Genomic DNA, 20814 nt, shown 5'->3' on the forward strand with positions numbered 1-20814 from the left:
TCACACCAGCTTCTCGATCAGGCCGAGCACCTCTTGCGGGGCCGGCATGGCGTTGGCCTCCTCGGCCAGGTCCCGGGCGCGCTCCCGGTAGTGGTCGTTCGCCAGCAGGTCGCCCGCCGCGTCCGCCAGTGCCTCGGGGGTGTCGTCGCCGGGCAGGATCACCCGCGCCGCGCCGTAGGCCGCCAGCCGCTGCGAAGGAGCCACCAGCTTGGGCATGTTGGGGACCACCAGCTGGGGGATGCCGTACACCATGCCGGTCAGGGCGGTCCCACCGCCGGCGTGGTGGACCAGCAGGTCGCAGGTGCGGGCGACGGTGTCGAACGGCAGCCAGCCGACCCGCATGCCGGTGGCCTCGCTCAGCTGCCCGGCCACCGCCGGCGGCGCGCTGACCAGGATCTCGGCGTCCAACTTCTTGAGCGCGACCGCCAGTTGAACCAGGTAGTCGAAGAAGTAGCCGGGCGCGGTCTTGGTGCCCGCGGTGACCCCGACCCGGGGCGCGGAGCCCTTGCTGTACATCCACGGTTCGAGCGGCGGCTGCAGGTTGCAGGGGATCCACCGCATGGACGTCCCCTGGAGCGCCTCGGGGTCGCGCACGCTGGGCGGGCACACGTCGACCCACAGGGCGGTGCCGGGGATGCCCGCCAGGCCGAGCGCGTCGAGTTCGGGGCGCATCTCCACCGCGGCGGCCTCGTCTACGACCAGCGGCTCGCCGGAGTCCCAGGAGTGCCGCACGAACGGCACGCCGATCCTGGCGGCCAGGACCGCCGCCGAGTAGTGCAGGGTGCCGCCGACGACCACGTCGGGCCGCCAGCAACGGGCCAGCTCGAGCAGCGGCTCCTGGTAGGCGGCGGCCATCCGGCCGAAGGCATGGCCGATGGCCCGGATCGCCAGGTCGGGGTCCTCGGGCATCACCAGCGGGGTGCCGGCGCGGTCGTGGTAAATGTGGTGCCGGATCGGCACGTCGGACACGCAGACGCCGGGCAGCCCGGCTCCGGTGACGGCCTCCATCGTCTCCGCGTTGGAGGCGACCAGTACCTCGTGCCCGGCGTTCCGGGCCTCCGTCGCCAGGGGGGTGAGTGCGTACACCGTGGCCGGGCTGCCGCCGGTAACAAAGAGCATGCGCATGACAGAGGCCTCGCTGGAATGGTGGGGACGGGGATTGCGGTACGGGCGTGCCGGCCGTCGTGGCTCAGCGACCCAGGGAACTGCCGGCCTCCGCCGGGACGACGGGGCGCGGCCGCGGGCGGCCGAACCACCGCACCAGGGGCGTCTCGAACCACTGGTGGATCGCCAGGGCCAGCGCCAGGCTCACCGCGAGGGTGAGCAGGGACACCACCACGCCCTGGCCCGTCGACGGCGCGCGGTGCTCGCGGACCAGCAGCTCGCCGGCGTACTCCAGGACGATCCCGTGGATCAGGTAGAAGGCGAACGAGGCCTCCCCCAGCCGGCGCATCAGGGGCGTCGCGAGCGGCGTGCCGGCGTCGGCGCTGTCCGCCTGGGCCAGCGAGGCGACGAACAGGGCCAGCGGCACCACGGTCACCGCGGCCACCGTGAACAGCATGGGCGTGTAGAGCCCCAGCACGTACGCGGCCACCACGAGCAGCCCGGTCCAGGCGGGACGCAGCGCGATCCACCGGCCGGACTGGACGATGCGCGCCATCAGGATGCCGAGGGCGAACTCCAGCAGCCGGACCGGCGGGAAGATGTAGACGAGCCACAGCCGTTCGATCGACACGCCGTCCAGCCAGGACCCGGTCCTGGGCAGGGTCTGACCGGCCGGCAGCAGGGCGGCGACCAGCGGCATCAGCATCACAGCGGCCGCGACACCGCCCGCCCACCACCACAGCCGCCGGGCGGGAATCCGGCGCAGCAACGGGAGCAGCAACGGGAAGAGCACGTAGAAGAGCAGCTCGCAGGAGAGCGACCAGCTCGCCCCGTTGACGCTCAGGAAGACCATCGGGTCCGAGGACCAGGCCTGGAGCAGCAGCAGGTTGAGCAGCGCGGTGCCCAGCGGCGTGAAGGCCGACGCGTAGACGACCATCGCCAGGGCGTAGGTGAGCAGGTGGTTGGGGAAGATCTTCACCAGTCGGCGCCGCAGGACGCCGCCGTAGGTGTCCGCGGGTCGGACCGACCAGGTCAGTACGAAGCCACTGAGGACGAAGAAGAATGAGACCCCGACCGTACCGGCAGTCTTGGTGGCCGTCATCAGCCCGGTGGCCGGTGCGGAACCGGGCACAAAGAATCCACTGGTCGCCAGATGGCAGAAGAACACCAGTCCGGCGGCCAGAAACCGCGCACCGGTGAGGGAATCGAGGCGCCGTCTGCCCGAGGCGCCCGCCACTTCCTGCATGGGTAATCCTTCGTTTTCATTGTCGAGCCGCCGGTCCGGGAATTCGAGGCGCCGGGTCCACATGCGTCGCACACCGGTCCGGTATTCCGTGGAAAGGCGGGCCGATTTTCTGGAAAGGGCGGTGGGTCAGGCTCTCAGGAGGGAACGGACGTGCCGGCCGTACATGGTGCCGGGCGAGAGCCGTTCGGCGAGCCGGCCCAATTGCCTCCGGTCGATGTAACCCATCCGGTAGGCCGTTTCCTCCAGGCAGGCGATTTGCATTCCCTGCCGCTTCTGGAGGACCTGGACGTACTGGCTCGCCTCCAGGAGGCTGTCGTGGGTGCCGGCGTCGAGCCAGGCGATGCCCCGGCCGAGCTGGACGATCCGCCCGCGCCCCTGCTCGACCAGCAGCCGGTTGATGTCGGTGATCTCCAGCTCCCCGCGGGCGGACGGGGTGATCTTCTCGGCGTAGCTGAGGGCGTCGTTGCTGTACATGTAGAGGCCGGTGACCGCGATGTTGGAGGGCGGGTCGGCCGGCTTCTCCACGATGTCGACCAGTTCGCCGCCCCGCCCGAGGACGGCCACGCCGTACCGCTCGGGGTCGGAGACGGGATAGCCGAAGACGGCGCAGCCGTCCAGGGTCCGGGCCGCCTCGCGCAGCTGGCCGGGCAGGCCCTGCCCGTAGAAGATGTTGTCCCCGAGAATGAGGCAGACGTCCTCGTCGCCGGCGAAGTCCCGGCCGATCACGAGGGCTTCGCCGATCCCGCGGGGCTCGTCCTGGACCGCGTACTGCAGGCTCAGGCCCAGATGGCCGCCGTCGCCCAGCAGCGAGCGGAAGGCTTCCAGGTGGGCCGCGCTGCTGATGATCAGGATCTCCCGCATGCCGGCCAGCATCAGCACCGACAGCGGGTAGTAGACCAGCGGCTTGTCGTAGACCGGCAGCAGCTGCTTGGAGTTGATGAGGGTCAGCGGCAGCAGCCGGCTGCCGGAGCCGCCGGCCAGCAGTATTCCGCGCATGGGAGGAGTGGTTCCTTAGCTCGGGGCGGAAGGACGCGGTCTGCCGCGGTCCGTCCCGCCGGGCTCATGGCAGGGTGGCCTGCGGGGCGGCGCCGAGACGACCCGCCGGTTCCGGCAGCAGGGGACGCCACCACTGCGGGTTGTCCTGGTACCAGCGGACCGTGGCGGGAAGGCCGGTGCTGAGCGGCACGCGCGCCCGGTAGCCCAGTTCCTCGCGGGCCTTGCGGTCGTCGAGCGAGTAGCGCAGGTCGTGGCCCTTGCGGTCGGCCACCTCGCGCACCAGCGACCAGTCGGCACCGCCGAAGGCCAGCAGCCGCTCGGCGAGCTGGCGGTTGGTCAGTTCGGTGCCGCCGCCCAGGTTGTAGACCTCGCCGGCCCGTCCCCGGGTGCGCACCAGCTCGATGCCCCGGCAGTGGTCCGTCACGTGCAGCCAGTCGCGCACGTTGCGCCCGTCGCCGTACAGCGGCACGGTCAGGCCGTCGATGGTGCGGGTGACGAAGAGCGGGATGACCTTCTCCGGGTGCTGCATCGGCCCGTAGTTGTTGGAGCAGCGGGTGATGCTGGCGTTGAGCCCGTGGGTGCGCTGGTAGGCGAGGACCAGCAGGTCGGAGGAGGCCTTGGAGGCGGCGTAGGGCGAGTTCGGGCTCAGTGGACTCGACTCGTCCCACGACCCGCTCGCGATCGACCCGTAGACCTCGTCGGTCGACACGTGCACGAAGCGGCTCACGTCGTGGCGCAGCGCGGCGTCCAGCAGTGTCTGGGTGCCCAGCACGTTGGTGCGCACGAAGGCGCCGCCGTCCTCGATGGAGCGGTCCACGTGGGACTCCGCCGCGAAGTGCACGACCTCGTCGGCGTCCCGCAGGACCTCGTCCACCACGGCCGGGTCGCAGATGTCACCCCGCCGGAACCGCAGCCGCGGATCCGCGGCGAGGTCACCCAAATTGGCTTGATTTCCCGCGTACGTGAGCTTGTCCAGAACTGTCACGGAGAGCTGCTCGGCTCCGGAAAGCAATAACCGTACGTAATGGGATCCGATGAACCCGGCACCGCCTGTGACGACGATGCGGCGATGCGATCCTGCTGACCCTTTCCCGCCGGACCCTAACGGTGGCGGTAACTCCACGTGCATACGGTACCCCCATCAGGCAGTAGCGAGGTCAGATGTGGTGCCGCCACGAACCTAATACCTCTAGACGGGCTTTGTAAACCCACCAGCCGAAGGGCCTCGGAGCGACCCGCGCGACAGCCTGCGCCGGCAATTCGTCCATATGATATAAAACGGACACATCGGGACGATCTGAGTTCTTGACCATCGCACATCACGCTGTATAAGTTGCAAATCGTTGTGGACTTCGCCGGCGTCCGCGCCCACGCGAATTCACCAGCTATTCCACAGGAATTCCACACAATCAACCGGCCCGACACGGCCGGGAATCCCGAACTCACCCCGCCCCCACCTGCCGCTCCACCCCGACGGCCCGGCCGACCGGGACGGCAGGGGACGGCAGGGGACGGCGGGCCGCCCGCACGACACCCGCAGGCGGGTGACCACGCATCCCGGCGTTCGGCGCGGGGCCCGTCACCAAGGGAATTATGGCATGGTCACGGCATTCACGTCCGGATGATCGGGTTCGCCGCGGGCGAACCCGCCGACCGGCTCCCGCCCCGCGGCCCTGACCACCTGGACGAGCGTCCCCGCAGCACGACCGCGCGCCGCGGCCCACCCCGGCGCCGATCCGTCGGGTTGTCCGCTCCCCGCCCGCCCGACGCTCACGCTCCACCAACCAGCAGCCGTATCCGCCCCGCGATGGGAGACGATCATGGACAGGGAACACGCCGGCAAGGTCGCGCTGGTGACGGGCGCCGCGGGAGGCATCGGCCGATGCGTCGCGCGCACCCTGGCCCGTTCGGGTGCCCAGGTGGCCGCCTTGGACCTGGGCGGAGACGCCCTCGAGGAACTGCGGCGCGACGTCGCCGCCGAGGGTCTGTCCGTGACGGTCTTCGCCGCGGACGTGACCTCCACGAGCTCGGTCGAGGAGACCGTCGCCGCCGTCGAGACGCAGCTCGGTCCCATCGAGCTGCTGGTCAACACCGCCGGCGTGCTGCGGTCCCGCTCGGCGCTGTCGCTCACCGAAGAGGACTGGGAGCACACCTTCGCCGTCAACGCCGGCGGGGTCTTCCGCGTGTCCGGGGCCGTCGCGCACCGCATGGTCGGGCACGGCATCCGCGGCGCGATCGTCACCGTCGCCTCCAACGCCGCCGGAGTCCCCCGGATGGGCATGGCCGCCTACGGGGCCTCCAAGGCCGCGGCCACCGCCTACACCAAGGCCCTCGGCCTAGAGCTGGCGCAGCACGGCATCCGCTGCAACGTGGTGTGCCCCGGCTCGACCGACACCGCGATGCTGCGCTCCCTGTGGACCGACGAGTCCGGCCCGACGGACTCCCTCAACGGCGTGCCGGAGCAGTACCGCGTGGGAATCCCGCTGGGCCGCTTCGCCACCCCGCAGAACATCGCCGACGCCGTCGCGTTCCTGCTCTCCGACCGGGCCGGCCAGATCACCCTGCACGACCTGTACGTCGACGGCGGTGCCGCGCTCGGCCGCTAGCGATCACCCGGCCGACCCCGCCCGCAGCGGCCGCGCCAGGCCGCCCCACCTCCTGGAGGACGCCCCATGGCCATCCCTGGCATCGCCCCCTACCCCCTGCCCACCGAGCGGTCACTGCCCGCCAACACCGCCCCGTGGATCCCCGACCCGCGCCGCGCCGCCCTGCTGGTGCACGACATGCAGCGCTACTTCGTGGCGCCCTTCACGGCCGGCCACGAACCCGTCACCGGCCTGCTGAACAACAGCCGACGCCTGGTCGAACGATGTCGGCAGTTGGGCATGCCCGTCACCTACACCGCGCAGCCGGGCGGCATGAGCGACCAGCAACGCGGGCTGCTCAAGGACTTCTGGGGCCCGGGCATGCGCACCAGCCCGGAGGACCGCCAGATCGTCGACGACGTGGCCCCCGACGATGACGGCACGGTCTTCACCAAGTGGCGCTACAGCGCCTTCCACGGCAACGACCTGCTCGACCACCTGCGTGCCGCCGGGCGCGACCAGCTCGTCATCTGCGGCGTCTACGCCCACGTGGGCTGCCTGATGACGGCCGTCGACGCCTTCACCCACGACATCGAGACGTTCCTGGTCGCGGACGCCGTCGCGGACTTCTCCGCCGAACGGCACGACTGGGCGCTGGAGTACGCGGCGGCCCGCTGCGCCGTCGTCATGACCACCGATCGGCTGCTGGAGCACGTCGGGCAGCCCGGACTCGTCGGGCAGGTCTGACCCATGGTCCCCGACCAGAGCGGATTCGCCGGGCTCCTCGAACGCGTCCTCGGCCCCTGCCCGCCCGCCTTCGCACTGCTGCACCGCCCCGACGCGGTCGGCCACCGCGTCGAACTGCTCACCGGCGACATCACCGAGGTCCAGCGGATCGCCGACGTCCCGCTGCCGCCGCTCGACCAGGGCCCACCCGGACCGCGCCACGAGAGCCTGGTGCTGTTGCCCTACCGGCAGTTACGCGAACGGGACTTCGCCTGCCACGACGACGGCACCCCACTGCTCGCCATGACCGTCGCGGAGCAGCACACCTGCCCGCTGGACCGGGCCCTCGAGCTGCTGCCCGACGAACCCGCCGAACTCACCGACCCGGGCTTCGACATCGACGACGACGAGTACGCCTCGATCGTCCGGCGGGTGCTCACCGAGGAGATCGGCACCGGGGCGGGAGCCAACTTCGTGATCAAGCGGGCCTTCACCGCCCGCATCCACAACTGGTCCACCCGCACCGCGCTGAGCCTGTTCCGCCGGCTCCTGCGGGGCGAGCGCGGCGCCTACTGGACCTTCCTCGTCCACACCGGGACGCGCACCCTCGTCGGTGCCACCCCCGAGCGCCACGTCAGTCTCTTCGACCAGACCGTCGTGATGAACCCGATCAGCGGCACCCTGCGCCACCCGCCGCAGGGCCCCACCCTGACCGACGTGCTGGACTTCCTCGCCGACCCCAAGGAGGCCGGCGAGCTGTACATGGTCGTGGACGAGGAACTCAAGATGATGGCCCGGATCTGCGAGGGCGGCGGACGGGTCGTGGGCCCCTACCTCAAGCAGATGGCCACCCTCGCACACACCGAGTACCTGATCCAGGGCCACAGCTCCCACGACGTGCGGGAGATCCTGCGCGAGACGATGTTCGCCCCCACCGTGATCGGCAGCCCGCTGGAGAACGCCTGCCGGATCATCCACAGCCACGAACCGCGCGGACGCGGCTACTACAGCGGCGCCGCCGCGCTGATCAGCCGTGACATCAACGGCGGCCGGTCCCTGGACTCCGCCATCCTGCTGCGCACCGCCGACATCACCGCCGGGCGCCTCGAACTGGCCGTCGGCGCCACCCTGGTGCGCGACTCCGACCCGCTCTCCGAGGCCGCCGAGACCCATGCCAAGGCCCGCGGCATGCTCCGTGCCCTCGGCGCCGCGCCGACCGGCCCCGAGACCGCCGCGCCCGGCGACCTCAACGACCACCCGCGCGTCCGCCAAGCCCTCACCGCCCGCAACAGCCGCCTGGCCGCGTTCTGGCTCGACCCGGCGCTCCGGCCGGCCCGGACGCCGGACCCCCGGGTGGCGGAGGGCAAGCGGGCCCTGATCGTCGATGCCGAGGACACCTTCACCGGCATGATCGCCCAGCAGTTGCGGGCCCTCGGGCTGACGGTCGACGTGCGCCGCTTCGACCAGGACCACCCCGCCGACGGCTACGACCTCGTGGTGATGGGACCGGGCCCGGGCGACCCGTGCGACACCGGCGACCCCCGCATCGCCACCCTGCGCGGCACCATCGCGCGGCTGCTGGCGGACGGCACCCCCTTCCTCGCCGTCTGCCTCAGCCACCAGGTCCTGGGCACCCTCCTCGACGTGCCCGTCGTCCGGCGCAGCCGCCCCAACCAGGGCGTGCAGAAGGAGATCGACTTCTTCGGCCGCCGGGTCCTGGTGGGCTTCTACAACACCTTCGCCCTGCACGCCGCCGACGACGTGCTGCACCACGACGCGCTCCGCGGTCCCGTCGCGGTCTGCCGTGATCCCGGTACCGGCCAGGTGCACGGCCTGCGCGGGCCGGCCTTCGCGTCGCTCCAGTTCCACGCCGAATCCCTGCTCAGCCGCGACGGCCTGACCGTCCTGGCCGACCTGGTCGCCGACCTGACCGGCTCCCGACCGGAGCGCCGGGCCGACGGATCCACCCATCTGACCGGGTCCGTCGGCGTCGGCTGACCGGTCCGATCCATCTCGCACGCGCCGACCGAAACCGACGCACCACCATTTCCGCACGAACCACAGGGGACTCACGTGCCACATGTCGTCGTAGCAGGCGGGGGAATCGGCGGACTGGCGACCGCCCTCGCCCTCGCCCAGGCCGGCCACACCGTCGAAGTCCTGGAACGCAAGGGCGAGTTCACCGAACTCGGCGCCGGCATCCAGCTCGCCCCCAACGCCTTCCGCGCCCTGGCGCGGCTCGGCCTGGCGGAGCCGGTCAGCGCCGCGGCCGTCCACGTCGACGCCCTGCGACTCCTGGAGGGCCGTTCCGGAGCTCCGCTGGCGGTCCTGCCGCTGGACCACGCCTACCGGGCACGCTTCGGCCTGCCCTACGCCGTCGTCCACCGCAGCGACCTGTACCGGCCGCTCCTGGACGCCTGCCAGGCGCACCGACGCATCACCCTGCACGCCGGGGTGGAGGTCACCGGCTACCAGGGCGGGCCGGACCAGGTGCGCGCCCTGACCGCCCGGGGTCCGGACCGCACCGCCGACGCCCTGATCGGCGCGGACGGCCTCCACTCGGCCGTCCGCGCCCAGCTGGTGGGCGACGGCCCGCCCCGGGTCTCGGGCCACACGATCCACCGCGCGGTCGTGCCCATGGCGGCGGTGCCCGCCGAGCTCCGCTCGAACACGGTCACCCTCTGGGTCGGCCCCGGCTGGCACTTCGTGCACTATCCGATCGCCGGCGGCAGCCGACTCAACCTCGCCATCACCCAGGACGACGGCGCCCGCGAAGCGGTGGCCGGCCTGCCCACGGAGCGGGAACAGGTGCTCGCCCGGTTCCCCGGCCTGCACCCCGCCGGCCGCCGCCTGCTGGAACTGGGCCGCGACTGGCGCACCTGGGTGCTGTGCGACCGCGACGCCACCACGACCTGGACCGACGGGCGCACCGCGGTCCTCGGGGACGCGGCGCACCCGATGCTCCAGTACGCCGCCCAGGGCGCCTGCATGGCCCTGGAGGACGCGGTGGTGCTCGGCGATCTGCTGCGGGACTGTCCGTCCGCCCGACTCGCCGAGCAGCTGCGCGAGTTCGCGTCGCTGCGGCAGGAGCGCACCGCCAGGGTCCAGGACGTGTCGCGCTGGATGGGCCGCGAGGTCTACCACCCGTCGGACGGCGCGGCGCAGGCCCGCGACGCGTTGCTCGCCGACATGTCCGCGGACGACCTGATGGACGCCGTCGACTGGCTCCACGCCCACGACGCCCGGGGTGCCACCACCCTCGCAGCACAGTGAGCCGCCGCCTCACCACCACCCACCTGGCCGATGACTGGATGCAGGAGACCGGATGAATACAACTCCTTTGGCTGCGACGACCGTTGACGAGCAGCGGGTGAGAGGCCTGGCGCGCTCCGCAGCGGCCCGGGCCGGCGGGCTGACGACCACGGCGGACTTCCACCGGTGGTTCGCGGCGTGCGCCGAGCGCCTGCACACCGAGGTGGAGCCGATCGCGCTCGACGAACTGGTCGGCTGGCACACCGACCCGGAGACCGGGAACCTCGTCCACGACAGCGGGCGGTTCTTCTCGATCGAAGGCCTGCGGGTGGAACGCCCGGACAGTGCGGTGCCGCACTGGAGCCAGCCCGTCATCAACCAGCCGGAGACCGGCATCCTGGGCATCCTGATGAGCGAGTTCGACGGCGTCCCGCACTTCCTGATGCAGGCGAAGGTCGAACCCGGCAACTGCGACGGGCCCCAGCTGTCACCCACCGTGCAGGCCACCCGCAGCAACTTCACCCGCGCCCACCGGGGCCGCGACGTCCCGTACGTGGAGTACTTCCGCGACGCGGCGCGGCACACCCTGCTGGCGGACGTACGCCAGTCCGAGCAGGGCGCGTGGTTCTACCGCAAGCGCAACCGCAACATGATCGTCGAGGTGCGCGAGCCGGTCGCGGTGCGCGAGGGCTTCACCTGGCTGACGCTCGGCCAGCTCCACGAACTGCTCGCCGTGGACGACCTGGTGAACATGGACTCGCGCGCCGCGCTGGCCTGCCTGCCACTGGCCGGACCCGGCACCGAGACCGTCGGCTCCCCCGGGGACGCGTTCGGCTCCGCGCTGCTGCGGTCCTGCGCGGCCGGCCCCGACGAGGGCCGCCACACCGGCGCGGAGATCGCCCACTGGATCACCGAGGCCCGCAGCACCACGGACCTGCGGGCCCGACTGGTGCCGCTCCGCCAGGTCGACGAGTGGCAGTCGGCCGAGGGCCGGATCAGCCACCGGACCGGTGCGTTCTTCGACGTCATGGGCGTGCGGGTCAGGGCCCGGGGCCGCGAGGTGGACGAGTGGACCCAGCCGTTGATCGCCGCGACCGGACCCGGCGTGATCGCCTTCCTGGTCCGGGAGATCGACGGCGTCCTGCACGTCCTGGTCCAGGCGAGGGCCGAGGCCGGGCACAACGACGTCATCGAACTGGCCCCCACCGTCCAGTGCACCCCGCAGAACTACGCCCACCTGCCCGCCGAGGCCCGCCCGCGCTTCCTCGACGAGGTGCTCGGCGCCGACCCGCGGCGGGTCCGCTTCGACACCACGCTCTCGGAGGAGGGCGGACGGTTCTACCACACCCGCAACCGCTACCTGATCGTCGAGGCGGAGCCGGACTGGTCGGCGGAGCACCCGGACCACCGGTGGCTGACGGTGCGCCAGCTCACCGAACTGCTGCGGCACAGCTACTACCTCAACGTGGAGGCGCGCGGCCTGCTGGCCTGTCTGCGGAGCCTGCTCGCCGCACCCGCGGCCGGCTGAACGGACCGTGCCCGGGGGCCGGCTCGCGCGGCAGCGCGCGGGCCGGCCCCCGGGCACGGTGCGGGGCTCCTCAGAGCGCCTCGTCGAGTTCGAGGCTGGTGCGGTAGTCCGGCAGGAGTCCCAGGCGGACGGCCTGCGCCAGGGTCGGGGCCGCCCGGTCCCGCTCGGACAGGACCGGCGCCACGCCCTGGTCGTACGGCAGTGCCAGGTCCGGATCCAGCGGGGAGACCGCGAGCTCGTTGGCGGGCACGTATCCGCCCGACATCAGGTAGACCATCGTGGTGGCGTCCTCCAGCGCCACGAAGGCGTGCCCCACGCCGACCGGCACGTAGACCGACCGCAGTTCCTCCCCGCCGAGCACGACGCTGTCCCAGCTGCCGAAGGTCGGCGATCCGACCCGCAGGTCGACCACGAAGTCCAGCGCCCGCCCGCCGGTGCAGTGCACGAACTTGGCCATGCCGGGCGGTGTCGCGGTGTAGTGCACTCCGCGGACCACGCCCCGGCGCGAGCGGCTCTGGCTGGTCTGGACGACCGGGAACGGGTGGCCGACCGCCTCCTCGAAGGCCGCCAGCCGGAAGGAGTCCACGAACAGCCCGCGGTCGTCGGGGAACACGGTGGGAGTGAACTCGAAGGCGCCCGCGACGCCCAGCTCACGGACACCGGCTCCGCCCGGACGTGCCGCCCCCGGAGCCTCGGCGGTGGCGGCCGTCCCGTGCCGATCGACGGTCATGCCACGCTCACCGGCCCCACTCGGCAACGACGCGTTCCAGCATCGGCACCACCTCGGCCGGCGAGGGCTGCGCCAGCAGGTCGGCCCGGATCAGCGCGGCGCCGGCGGCCAGCGCCGGATCGTCCACCAGGCGGGCCACGCAGTCCCGGATCTCCTGCGGAGTGGCGCTGTCGGCCGGCAGGCACAGTCCGCCGCCCAGCTTCTCCTGCCGCTGCCCGGCCAGCATGGTGTCGTAGCCGTGGCCGAGGATGAGCTGCGGCACCCCGTGGTAGGCGGAGGTCAGGCGCGAACCGAAGCCACCGTGGTGCACGATCGCCTGACAGGTGGGCAGCAGGTCGTGCAGCGGCACGAAGCCCACGGGCCGCGCGTTCGCCGGCAGTTCGCCCATCTTGGCCGCCTCCTCGGCGCCGAGGGTGACGACCACCTCCACGTCGAGGTCGGCCAACCCCCGCAAGATCTCGCCCACCGTGGTGCCGGTGTTCTCGATCTCGTTGGACGTGCCGAGCGTCAGACAGACCCGACGGCGGTCGGTGGGCTCGCGCAGCCACTCCGGCACCACGCATCGCCCGTTGTAGGGCACGTAGCGCATGCCGATGGTGTCGAAGCCGACCTCCAACTCGGTGCCCGGGACGGTGGTGGCGATGGTGAAACCGCCGACCCGCAGCCGCTCGCTCCAGGTCCCGCCGAAGCGGCCCACCGCCTCCTCCAGCCACTCGCGGGTCGGGTCCTCGCGCTGGTCGGGGTGTCGCTGCTGGTACAGCCGCAGGAACTCCTCCCGGGCGCGGCCGAGGAAGTCCAGGCCGTAGAGGAAGCGCGCGTGCGGGATGCCGAGGGCCTCGGCCACCACCGCGCCGCCCATCGTGAGCTGTTCCCAGATCACCAGGTCGGGCTGCCAGTGGCGGGCGTAGTCCATCACGTCGTCGAGGAACGGGTCGTTGCTGATGCCGGCGAGCAGCGCGGAGACCAGGATCTTCTCCTGCCCCAGCAGGCCCTCCCAGCTCCAGGCCCGCTCGTCGGTCCAGGACCAGTCGAAGGTGCGCAGGAAGTCGGAGGCGCCTCGGCCCATCAACTGCCCGTACAGGTCGGGCTCGTAGGGGTCGTCGCGGTACCAGCCGGGCTTCCCGGCGGGCACCATGGTCAGCCCGGCGCCGGTGGCCGTGTCCGTGAGGTCCGGGTGACCGGCCACCCGGACCTCGTGACCGGCCGAGCGCAGCGCCCAGGCCAGCGACACCATCGGGTGGAAGTGCGTGGGGTGAGGCATGCTCACGAAGAGGATCTTCATGTCTTCTCCTGGCTCAGCTCAGGGGTGTGCGGGCGGCGAAGGCGAGCAGCGACCGGGACACCGGGGCGGCCGCGCGCCGCGCCGGCGCCTCGGTCCCGTTCGGCCGCGGGCGCAGGACGGCGAGCCGGCTCAGCCCCTCCCGCGCGCTCGCCGCAGCGAAGGACAGCACCCGGGTGCTCGGCGCACCGGGCAGCACGACCTGCGCGGCTCGCGCCGCCTCGACGGGATCGGACCGGTCGGGGGCGGCCGCCGCGAACCGGTCGGGGTCGTACCGGTCGGGGTCGGTGAACGCCTCGGCGTCGCGGTTGGCGGCTCCGAGCAGGATCACCACCTCCTCCCCCGGTTCGATCCGCTGTCCTGCGAGCTCGCACGGCGCCTGCGCGACGAGGGTGCGCAGCTGCACCGGGCCGGCCCAGCGCAGCGTCTCCGCCACCGCCCGCGCCGCCCCTCCCGGCTCGGCGCGCAGCCGCTCCCACAGGGCCTCCAGATCCTGCCGGGGCGTCGCCTCGGGGTACCGCACCAGGGTGTTGACCACCAGGTCGGTCGCCATCCGCACGCCGACCGCCGCCAGCAGCAGCCGCTCCTCGGACCCACCGACCGCCGGCAGGGCCCGCAGGGCGGTCACGCCGTGGGCGATGCGCCGGGTGTCGGCCAGGTTCTGCGGATAGCACGAGGCGTCGAGCAGCCCGTCGGTCAGCTCGACCGCCGCGCTCAACTCCAGCCGTCCGTCGGCGTCCAGGCCCCAGGCCAGGGCCAGCGCCTCGACGGCGGCGGCACGCGCGACGGCCACCACGTCCCACCCGCCGTCCCCGCCGGTGGCGGCGGGGACGGCCGCCAGCGCGCGGCGCCAGGCCTGTTCGACGTCGAACACCGGGTCGTCGCCGCCGTCGGCGGGCACCTGGTCCTGCGGCGCGCCGTCCGCGGCGCTCGGGCCGAAGCCGTCCAGGAGCGGGCGTTCGCACAGGGCCGGCTCGGCGGCCGCCCGGCTCGCCACGGCGTGCCGCGCCGTCACCCAGGCGCCGGTGGCGCTGCGGCCGAGCGGCCGTTCGGTGAGCCGGCGCCAGTACTCGCGCGGATCGGTGTCGAGCCCGCGCAGCAGAGCCGCGCAGGGGTCTCCCTGGGCTGCCGCGAGCCAGACAAGGCCTTGTTGCAGCTGGATTCGGCGCCCCAGTCCGGGGTCGGTGAGCAGCACGAGCGGAAATCCTCCTGGTCCAGGCGCTCAATCGGGCGGCGGCAGGACTCGGCCCACCGCTCCCCGTACATCCTCGGCCCGGGCGGCTGAGCACCGATCGAGCGGTGCTGAACCGCCCCGCGCGGCCGCCGGCCCACCGCCCCCGAACGGCCCGTCGGCACCCGGATGTTCGGGCCGACTCAGCACGAATCAACCGGCTCTCCATCGAGTGCCGCAATACTGGCCGAGCGACGGACCGATCGTGTGGCACCGGTACCCGGACGGCGAGGACCGCCGGAGGCCGGGTGCCGCGATCCCGCTGTGGCAGCGCGGCCCGCAACGACGGCCGACCGGGCCGGGCGGACCGCGCAGGAGGACCTCACGCGCAACGACGGCGTGGTGGACCGCGGCCGTCGCACTTCGTCTACTCAGGGACTGGGACTTCAACCATGGTGTCTGATCGTGCCCGACTGGTTCGCGACATGGTACGGATTCGTGTCGTGGAGGAGACGCTGGCCGACTACTACCGCGACGAGCAGGAGATCCGCACGCCCGTGCACTTCTCCATCGGCCAGGAGGCCAGCGCGGTCGGAGTGTGCGCGGCCACGACTCCGCAGGACTGGGTGTACACCAGTCACCGTTCCCACGCTCCGTACCTCGCCAAGGGCGGCGATCTGGACGCGCTGGTCGCCGAGCTCTACGGCCGGCAGGACGGCTGCGCCCACGGCCGGGGCGGCTCGATGCACGTGATCGACCAGGCGGCGGGTTTCGCCGGCTCGGCCGCGATCCTCGGGGAGATGATCCCGGTGGCCGTGGGCACCGCCTGGGCGTTCGCCCGCAACGACGAGGCCCGGGTCGCCCTGACGTACTTCGGCGACGGGGCCACCGAGGAGGGGGTCTTCGCCGAGTCGCTCAACTTCGCGGCCGTACACAAGACCCCGGTGGTGTTCGTCTGCGAGAACAACCTGTACTCGGCCTGCTCGCCGCTGTCGGCCAGGCAGCCCGCCGGCACGTCGATCACCGGCCGCTCCGAGGCGGCCGGAGTGCCGTCCGAACTGGTCGACGGCAACGACGTGTTCGCCGTCCACGCCGCGGCGCAGCGGGCGGTGGCGCACGCGCGCGAGGGCCACGGACCGTTCCTGCTGGAGTTGTCGACCTACCGCTGGCGCGCCCACGTCGGCCCCGACTGGGACCACGACTACGGGTACCGGTCCAAGGAGGAGATCGACGAGTGGACGGCCCAGTGCCCGATCGTGCGCGCCACGGCAGCGCTGCGCGCCGAGGAGCCGGACATCGACGCCGCGGTGGCCGACTGGCGCACCCGGTTCGAGCGGGAGATCCACCAGTCGGTGGACCGGGCCAAGGCACTGCCGTTCCCCTCGGTCGACGGCCTGCTCGACGGCGCCTACCTGCCCCTGGCCCGCTGACCGTCGACACCCGACGGGAGAAGGAGACACCACACATGCGCAAGCTGACCTACGGGCAGGCCATCAGCGAGGCCACCGTCCAGTGCATGCTGCAGGACGATCGGATCTTCGTCGCCGGCGAAGGCGTGGACGACGTCAACGGCACGTTCGGGACCACCAAGGAGGCGTTCGCCAGGTTCGGCGCCGGCCGGGTGATCGACATGCCCAACGCGGAGAACGCCACCGCGGGCTTCGCCATCGGGGCGGCCGCGGCCGGCTTCCGCCCGCTGCTGGTGCACATCCGTGCCGACTTCATGTTCCTGGCCCTCGATCCGCTGGTGAACCTGGCGGCCAAGTGGCGCTACACCTACGGCGGCGACAAGGGCGGTGTCCCGGTGGTCACCCGCGGCGTGGTCGGCCGTGGCTGGGGCCAGGGCGCCACCCACTCGCAGAGCCCGCACGCCACCTTCGCGCACTACCCGGGCCTGCACGTGGCCACCCCGGCCTCGCCGGCCGACGCCAAGGGCCTGCTGGTCCAGGCCCTGACCGGGGACACCCCGGTGGTGCTGATCGAGAACCGCAATCTGTACTCGCTCACCGGCGAGGTGCCCACCGAGGCCGTCCCGATCCCCTTCGGCGTGGGACGGATCGCCCGTCCCGGCCAGGACGTCACCGTGGTCGCGGCCTCCCTCATGGTCCACGAGGCCGAACGCGCCGCCGAGCAGCTCGCATTGCGCGGGATCAGCGTCGAGGTCGTCGACGTGCGCAGCCTGCGGCCGCTGGACGACGACATCATCTGCTCCTCCGTGGCCAAGACCGGCCGGCTCGTCGTCGCCGACACCAGCTGGTCCCGGTACGGCTTCGCCGCGGAGGTGGCCGCCGTGGTCGCCGAGAACGTGCCGCAGGCCCTGCTCGCCCCGGTGCGCCGGATCACGCTGCCCGACAGCCCCGCGCCGGTGTCCCAGCCTCTCGAGGAGGCCTACCACCCCAGTGCCGACGCCATCGCAGACGCCTGTCTGGCGGTCTGCGGAGAGGCGCGGGGGGACCTTCCCGGGCTGGTCGACGTCGCGGCCGGCTTCCAGGGGCCGTTCTGAGCCGGCCCTCGAATCCCTCGGAGCCGGCACCGCCCCCGGGTGCCGGCTCCGAGTACCGACGACGACCCGGCTCCGGGCGAAGCGCCGCCCCGAGCCGGGTCGTCGGGTGAGCGACGGTCAGGCCGCCGCGAACGCCAGCCGGGTCCGGTCGTCCGCCGGCAGGACGTCGAGTTCGGGATCGGCGGAGAGCATCGCCTGGTACAGCGTCCGTACTCGGCGGGACGGCTCGATGCCCAGCGCCTCCACCAGCCGGTGGCGCAGGCTCTGGAACGTCTCCATCGCCCGGCTCTGCCGACCGGCGCGGTACAGCGCGGTCATGAACTGCGCGTGCAGGTTCTCGTTGAGCGGATGGCGCCTGGTCAAGGAGGCCAGCTCGTCCAGGAGTTGGGAGTGGCATCCGAGCCGCAGCCAGGCGTCGATCCGCTCCTCGACGACGCCCAGGCGGTTCTCCTCGAGCCGGGCCAGTTCCGGGCTCAGCACCGCACCGGGCTGCACGTCGACCAGCGCCGGTCCGCGCCACAGCCCCAGCGCGGCGTCGTAGGCGCGGGCCGCGGCCACCGCGTCCCCGCGGGCGGCCGCCGAACGCGCGGAGGTCAGCAGCTTCTGGTACGCCGTCACGTCCACCGAGTCCGGCGACACGCTGAGCAGGTACCCGCCGGGCTTGGTCACCAGGATGTCCTTGGCCGCGCAGGTCGCGTCGGGACCGAGCGCCTTGGTCATCAGGCGCCGCAGCTGAAGGATGTAGGTGTGCAGCGTCGGCAGCGCGCTGCGGGGCGCGTCCGCGTCGGACCAGATCTCGTCCATGAGGGTCGACACCGTGAGCAACCGATCGGCGTTCAGGGCCATCAGGGCGAGCAGCTGACGCGGCTTGTTCGCGGTGGGAACGATGGACGTTCCGCCCAGCCGGGCACTCATCGGCCCCAGCACCCGGATGTCACACGATTCCACCGCCACCGCCGTGTCGTTCTCGGCCCGCATATGGGACGCACCCCCAGTAGTCATTGTCGTGGCCTGCCAACCTCGGTGCCCTTGGTTCACGCCTAATATACATAGGAACCGCGCCCGCGCCAGGGGTATCGCGCCCCACGCCCGGCGAACGGAATCGACCTGGCCTAAATGCCTTAGGTGCTGGTCAAGAGGTGCTAGGTTGTCGTCGGCGAGACGACCGGGCGGCGACGGAGCGGGTCGTCCGCGGCTTGACGACCGCTCAGATCACCGACGATGCCCGGGAATCGAAGCCGAACAGGCCACCCGCCCACGCCCATCGCACAGGCAGCGCGACACACGAAAGGCACCCTGATGGCTGAAGAGGTCACCACCACCAAGACGGAGAGCGAGCCGCCGGCGGCGCCCGCCCCGCCGCAGGCCCTCGGCGGCCCGCTGATCCGCGCGGCACTCGTGCTCGCCCTCGGCGCGTTCGTCGCCCTCATGGACACCACGATCGTGGGCGTGGCGCTGCACTCGTTCACGGAGCACTTCAACGCGAGCCTGGCAGACGTGCAGTGGGTCTCCACCGCCTACCTGCTGGCGATGTCCGCGGTCATCCCGGTCACCGGCTGGGCGGCCCAGCGATTCGGCGCCACGGCGTGCTGGACCGCCTCCCTGGCCCTCTTCCTGGCCGGCTCGGTCCTGTGCGGCCTGTCCTGGTCGCTGGGCGCCCTCATCGTGTTCCGGGCGGTCCAGGGCCTCGGGGCCGGCATGCTGTTCCCCCTGATGCGCATCCTGGTCGTCCAGCTGGCCGGGCCCCAGCGGATGGGACGGATGATGTCCCTGATCGCGATCCCCATCCTGGTCGCCCCCATCGCCGGGCCGGTGATCGGCGGCGCCGTCGTCCAGGACCTGTCCTGGCGCTGGGTCTTCTACCTGAACGTGCCGGTCTGCCTGGCCGTGACCATCCTGTCCCCGATGCTCATCCCCAACGTCAAGGGACAGGCGCCGGGGCGGCTGGACATCAGCGGCCTGCTCACCATCAGCGCCGGCCTGACCGCCGGGATCTACGGCTTCAGCCGGCTGGGTGAGGGCCGTTCCTTCGGCGACTCCCAGGTCCTCTTCCCGCTGCTGGCGGCGCTCCTGCTCCTGGTCGTGCACGGTGTGCTGGCCCGCCGCAACCGGGAGTCCGCGATCGTGGACTTCAGCCTGTTCCGCGACCGCAACTTCACCGCCTCCACCACCGTCGCGTTGCTCAACAACTTCGGCCTCTACGGAGCCGTCGTCCTGGTGCCCATGTTCTTCCAGCAGGCCGGTGGCAAGAGCCCGCTCGCCGCGGGCACCATCATGATCGCGCAGGGCGTCGGCGCGGCCGTCGCCGTCCTCCTGGTCGGAAAGGTCATCGACACCAAGAGCAACCCGCGCGCGCTGGTCCTCGTCGGCCTGCTGCTGGTCGCCATCGGCCTCACCGCGTTCGGCCTGGCCGACAGCGCCGACCCCGGTGTCGTGCTGCTCGCCGCGCTGTTCGTCCAGGGCATCGGCCTGGCGCTGGCCGCCTCGCCCGTCATGGTGACCCTCTACCACTCGATCCCGCCGACCAGCGTAGCCGCCGCCACCACCGTCAACGCCGTCTCCCAGCAGCTCGGCGCGGCCATCGGCACCACGGTCATCGCCCTGCTGCTGCAGCACTCGCTCGCCGACGGCGCCAGCGTGATCCCGGCCTTCCACACCGTGTTCTGGGCGGCCCTGGGATTCGTGGTCCTGACCGCCCTGCCCACGGCGCTGCTGCCCTCCGGCCCGGCCAAGCGGGCCTGATCCGACCACTCGTGGCGCCCCCGCGAGCAGCACGTGCGGACACCCCGCCGGAACCACGTCCGGCGGGGTGTCCGCGTTCGCTCACCGGTTCACTTGGGCGTGCCCCAGGGCTTGGCCTCCTCGACCGCCGCGAGCACGGCCATGTCGTCCTCGTCGAGGGCGAAGTCGAAGACCTCGATGTTCTGCGCGATCCGCTCCGGGTGGGCGGACTTGGGCACCACCACGTTGCCCAGCTGCAGGCTCCAGCGCAGGCACACCTGCGCCGCGCTCCTGCCGTGCTTGCGGGCGACCGCCGCGATGTCCGGGTGATCCATGATCCCGTGCCCGCTGCCCAGCGGCGACCAGGCCTCGGTGACGATGCCGCGCTCGGCGTGCAGGGCCCGCGCCTCGGCCCGCTGGTGCCGGGGGTGCAACTCGATCTGGTTGACGGCCGGAACCACGCCGCACTCCTCGGCGAGCCGGTCCAGATGCTCCCGCAGGAAGTTCGACACCCCGATCGCCCGGGCCCGCCCGTCCGCGTGGATCCTCTCCAGCGCCCGGTAGGTGTCGACGTAGAGGTCCTTGGCCGGCACCGGCCAGTGGATCAGGTACAGGTCCACGAAGTCCAGCCCGAGCCGCTCCAGCGACCTGTCGAACGCGCGCAGCGTCGAGTCGTACCCGTGATCGGCGTTCCAGACCTTCGTCGTGACGAACACCTCCTCACGCGCGAGCCCCGACTCGGCGATCCCCCGGCCCGTCCCCGCCTCGTTGTAGTACTCCGACGCCGTGTCGAACTTCCGGTACCCCGCCTCCACGGCCGTCGCCACCGCGGCGGGAGTCTCCTCGTCCGGTATCTTCCATACCCCGAAGCCGATCTGAGGCATCGTCACACCGTTGTTCAGCGTCACCGACGGAACCCCGTGCACCGACCGCCCGGACGCCGCCCGACCGCTTACGGACGGACCACTCACGG

At 72.1% G+C, this 20814-nt stretch carries 17 protein-coding genes; 8 read left to right on the forward strand and 9 right to left on the reverse strand.

What is annotated here, in order from left to right:
- From ACWCYO_RS13210 to rfbB, 4 genes are all read right to left on the reverse strand, one after another.
- Window positions 1-1125, reverse strand: a complete 1125-nt coding sequence (locus ACWCYO_RS13210) for a glycosyltransferase (protein WP_449784289.1) — start codon at window positions 1123-1125, stop codon at window positions 1-3.
- A 64-nt stretch (window positions 1126-1189) separates the two neighbouring features.
- A complete protein-coding gene (locus tag ACWCYO_RS13215) occupies window positions 1190-2350 on the reverse strand; it encodes an acyltransferase family protein (RefSeq protein WP_270147321.1) in 1161 nt (386 codons plus the stop codon).
- Window positions 2351-2476: 126 nt separating this feature from the next.
- Window positions 2477-3346, reverse strand: coding sequence for a glucose-1-phosphate thymidylyltransferase RfbA (gene rfbA, locus ACWCYO_RS13220; protein ID WP_270147319.1), 870 nt, complete (start codon window positions 3344-3346; stop codon window positions 2477-2479).
- 64 nt (window positions 3347-3410) lie between these two features.
- Window positions 3411-4475, reverse strand: coding sequence for a dTDP-glucose 4,6-dehydratase (rfbB, locus tag ACWCYO_RS13225; RefSeq protein ID WP_405000714.1), 1065 nt, complete (start codon window positions 4473-4475; stop codon window positions 3411-3413).
- Between the two features lie 691 nt (window positions 4476-5166).
- On the opposite strand from rfbB, the gene ACWCYO_RS13230 reads away from it, so the two are divergent.
- From ACWCYO_RS13230 to ACWCYO_RS13250, 5 genes are all read left to right on the forward strand, one after another.
- Window positions 5167-5952, forward strand: a complete 786-nt coding sequence (locus tag ACWCYO_RS13230; RefSeq protein WP_270147318.1) for a 2,3-dihydro-2,3-dihydroxybenzoate dehydrogenase — start codon at window positions 5167-5169, stop codon at window positions 5950-5952.
- A 66-nt stretch (window positions 5953-6018) separates the two neighbouring features.
- Window positions 6019-6678, forward strand: a complete 660-nt coding sequence (locus ACWCYO_RS13235; protein ID WP_449784290.1) for an isochorismatase family protein — start codon at window positions 6019-6021, stop codon at window positions 6676-6678.
- 3 nt (window positions 6679-6681) lie between these two features.
- Window positions 6682-8655: an anthranilate synthase family protein gene (locus ACWCYO_RS13240; RefSeq protein WP_449784291.1), complete on the forward strand. Its 1974-nt coding sequence runs from the start codon at window positions 6682-6684 to the stop codon at window positions 8653-8655.
- 75 nt (window positions 8656-8730) lie between these two features.
- The gene (locus ACWCYO_RS13245; RefSeq protein ID WP_449784292.1) at window positions 8731-9930 is read left to right on the forward strand and encodes an FAD-dependent monooxygenase; all 1200 of its coding nucleotides are present in this window, start codon (window positions 8731-8733) and stop codon (window positions 9928-9930) included.
- 52 nt (window positions 9931-9982) lie between these two features.
- A complete protein-coding gene (locus tag ACWCYO_RS13250) occupies window positions 9983-11437 on the forward strand; it encodes an NDP-hexose 2,3-dehydratase family protein (RefSeq protein WP_449784293.1) in 1455 nt (484 codons plus the stop codon).
- 70 nt (window positions 11438-11507) lie between these two features.
- On the opposite strand, the gene ACWCYO_RS13255 is transcribed toward ACWCYO_RS13250, so the two are convergent.
- Genes ACWCYO_RS13255 through ACWCYO_RS13265 form a run of 3 tightly spaced genes read right to left on the reverse strand, consistent with a single transcriptional unit; the run spans window position 11508 to window position 14641 of the window.
- Window positions 11508-12167: a dTDP-4-dehydrorhamnose 3,5-epimerase family protein gene (locus tag ACWCYO_RS13255; protein WP_449784294.1), complete on the reverse strand. Its 660-nt coding sequence runs from the start codon at window positions 12165-12167 to the stop codon at window positions 11508-11510.
- 7 nt (window positions 12168-12174) lie between these two features.
- Window positions 12175-13449, reverse strand: coding sequence for an activator-dependent family glycosyltransferase (locus ACWCYO_RS13260; protein WP_270147311.1), 1275 nt, complete (start codon window positions 13447-13449; stop codon window positions 12175-12177).
- A gap of 13 nt (window positions 13450-13462) precedes the next feature.
- Window positions 13463-14641 carry a cytochrome P450 gene (locus tag ACWCYO_RS13265; protein WP_449784295.1) on the reverse strand — a complete coding sequence of 393 codons (1179 nt, stop codon included), beginning with the start codon at window positions 14639-14641 and terminating at the stop codon, window positions 13463-13465.
- 461 nt (window positions 14642-15102) lie between these two features.
- On the opposite strand from ACWCYO_RS13265, the gene ACWCYO_RS13270 reads away from it, so the two are divergent.
- Both ACWCYO_RS13270 and ACWCYO_RS13275 read left to right on the forward strand, forming a co-directional pair.
- Complete coding sequence (locus ACWCYO_RS13270; protein WP_449784296.1) at window positions 15103-16047, forward strand: thiamine pyrophosphate-dependent dehydrogenase E1 component subunit alpha; 945 nt, start codon at window positions 15103-15105, stop codon at window positions 16045-16047.
- A gap of 35 nt (window positions 16048-16082) precedes the next feature.
- Window positions 16083-17120, forward strand: coding sequence for an alpha-ketoacid dehydrogenase subunit beta (locus ACWCYO_RS13275; protein WP_270147305.1), 1038 nt, complete (start codon window positions 16083-16085; stop codon window positions 17118-17120).
- A 117-nt stretch (window positions 17121-17237) separates the two neighbouring features.
- Here ACWCYO_RS13275 and ACWCYO_RS13280 read toward each other — a convergent pair whose 3' ends face one another.
- Window positions 17238-18098 carry an AfsR/SARP family transcriptional regulator gene (locus ACWCYO_RS13280; protein WP_270147304.1) on the reverse strand — a complete coding sequence of 287 codons (861 nt, stop codon included), beginning with the start codon at window positions 18096-18098 and terminating at the stop codon, window positions 17238-17240.
- A gap of 321 nt (window positions 18099-18419) precedes the next feature.
- Here ACWCYO_RS13280 and ACWCYO_RS13285 point away from each other — a divergent pair, with 321 nt between their 5' ends.
- Window positions 18420-19862: a DHA2 family efflux MFS transporter permease subunit gene (locus ACWCYO_RS13285; protein WP_449784297.1), complete on the forward strand. Its 1443-nt coding sequence runs from the start codon at window positions 18420-18422 to the stop codon at window positions 19860-19862.
- Between the two features lie 89 nt (window positions 19863-19951).
- On the opposite strand, the gene ACWCYO_RS13290 is transcribed toward ACWCYO_RS13285, so the two are convergent.
- A complete protein-coding gene (locus tag ACWCYO_RS13290; protein ID WP_270151287.1) occupies window positions 19952-20767 on the reverse strand; it encodes an aldo/keto reductase in 816 nt (271 codons plus the stop codon).
- Window positions 20768-20814 lie beyond the last annotated feature (47 nt).

This window comes from Kitasatospora sp. NPDC001683, assembly GCF_053596495.1.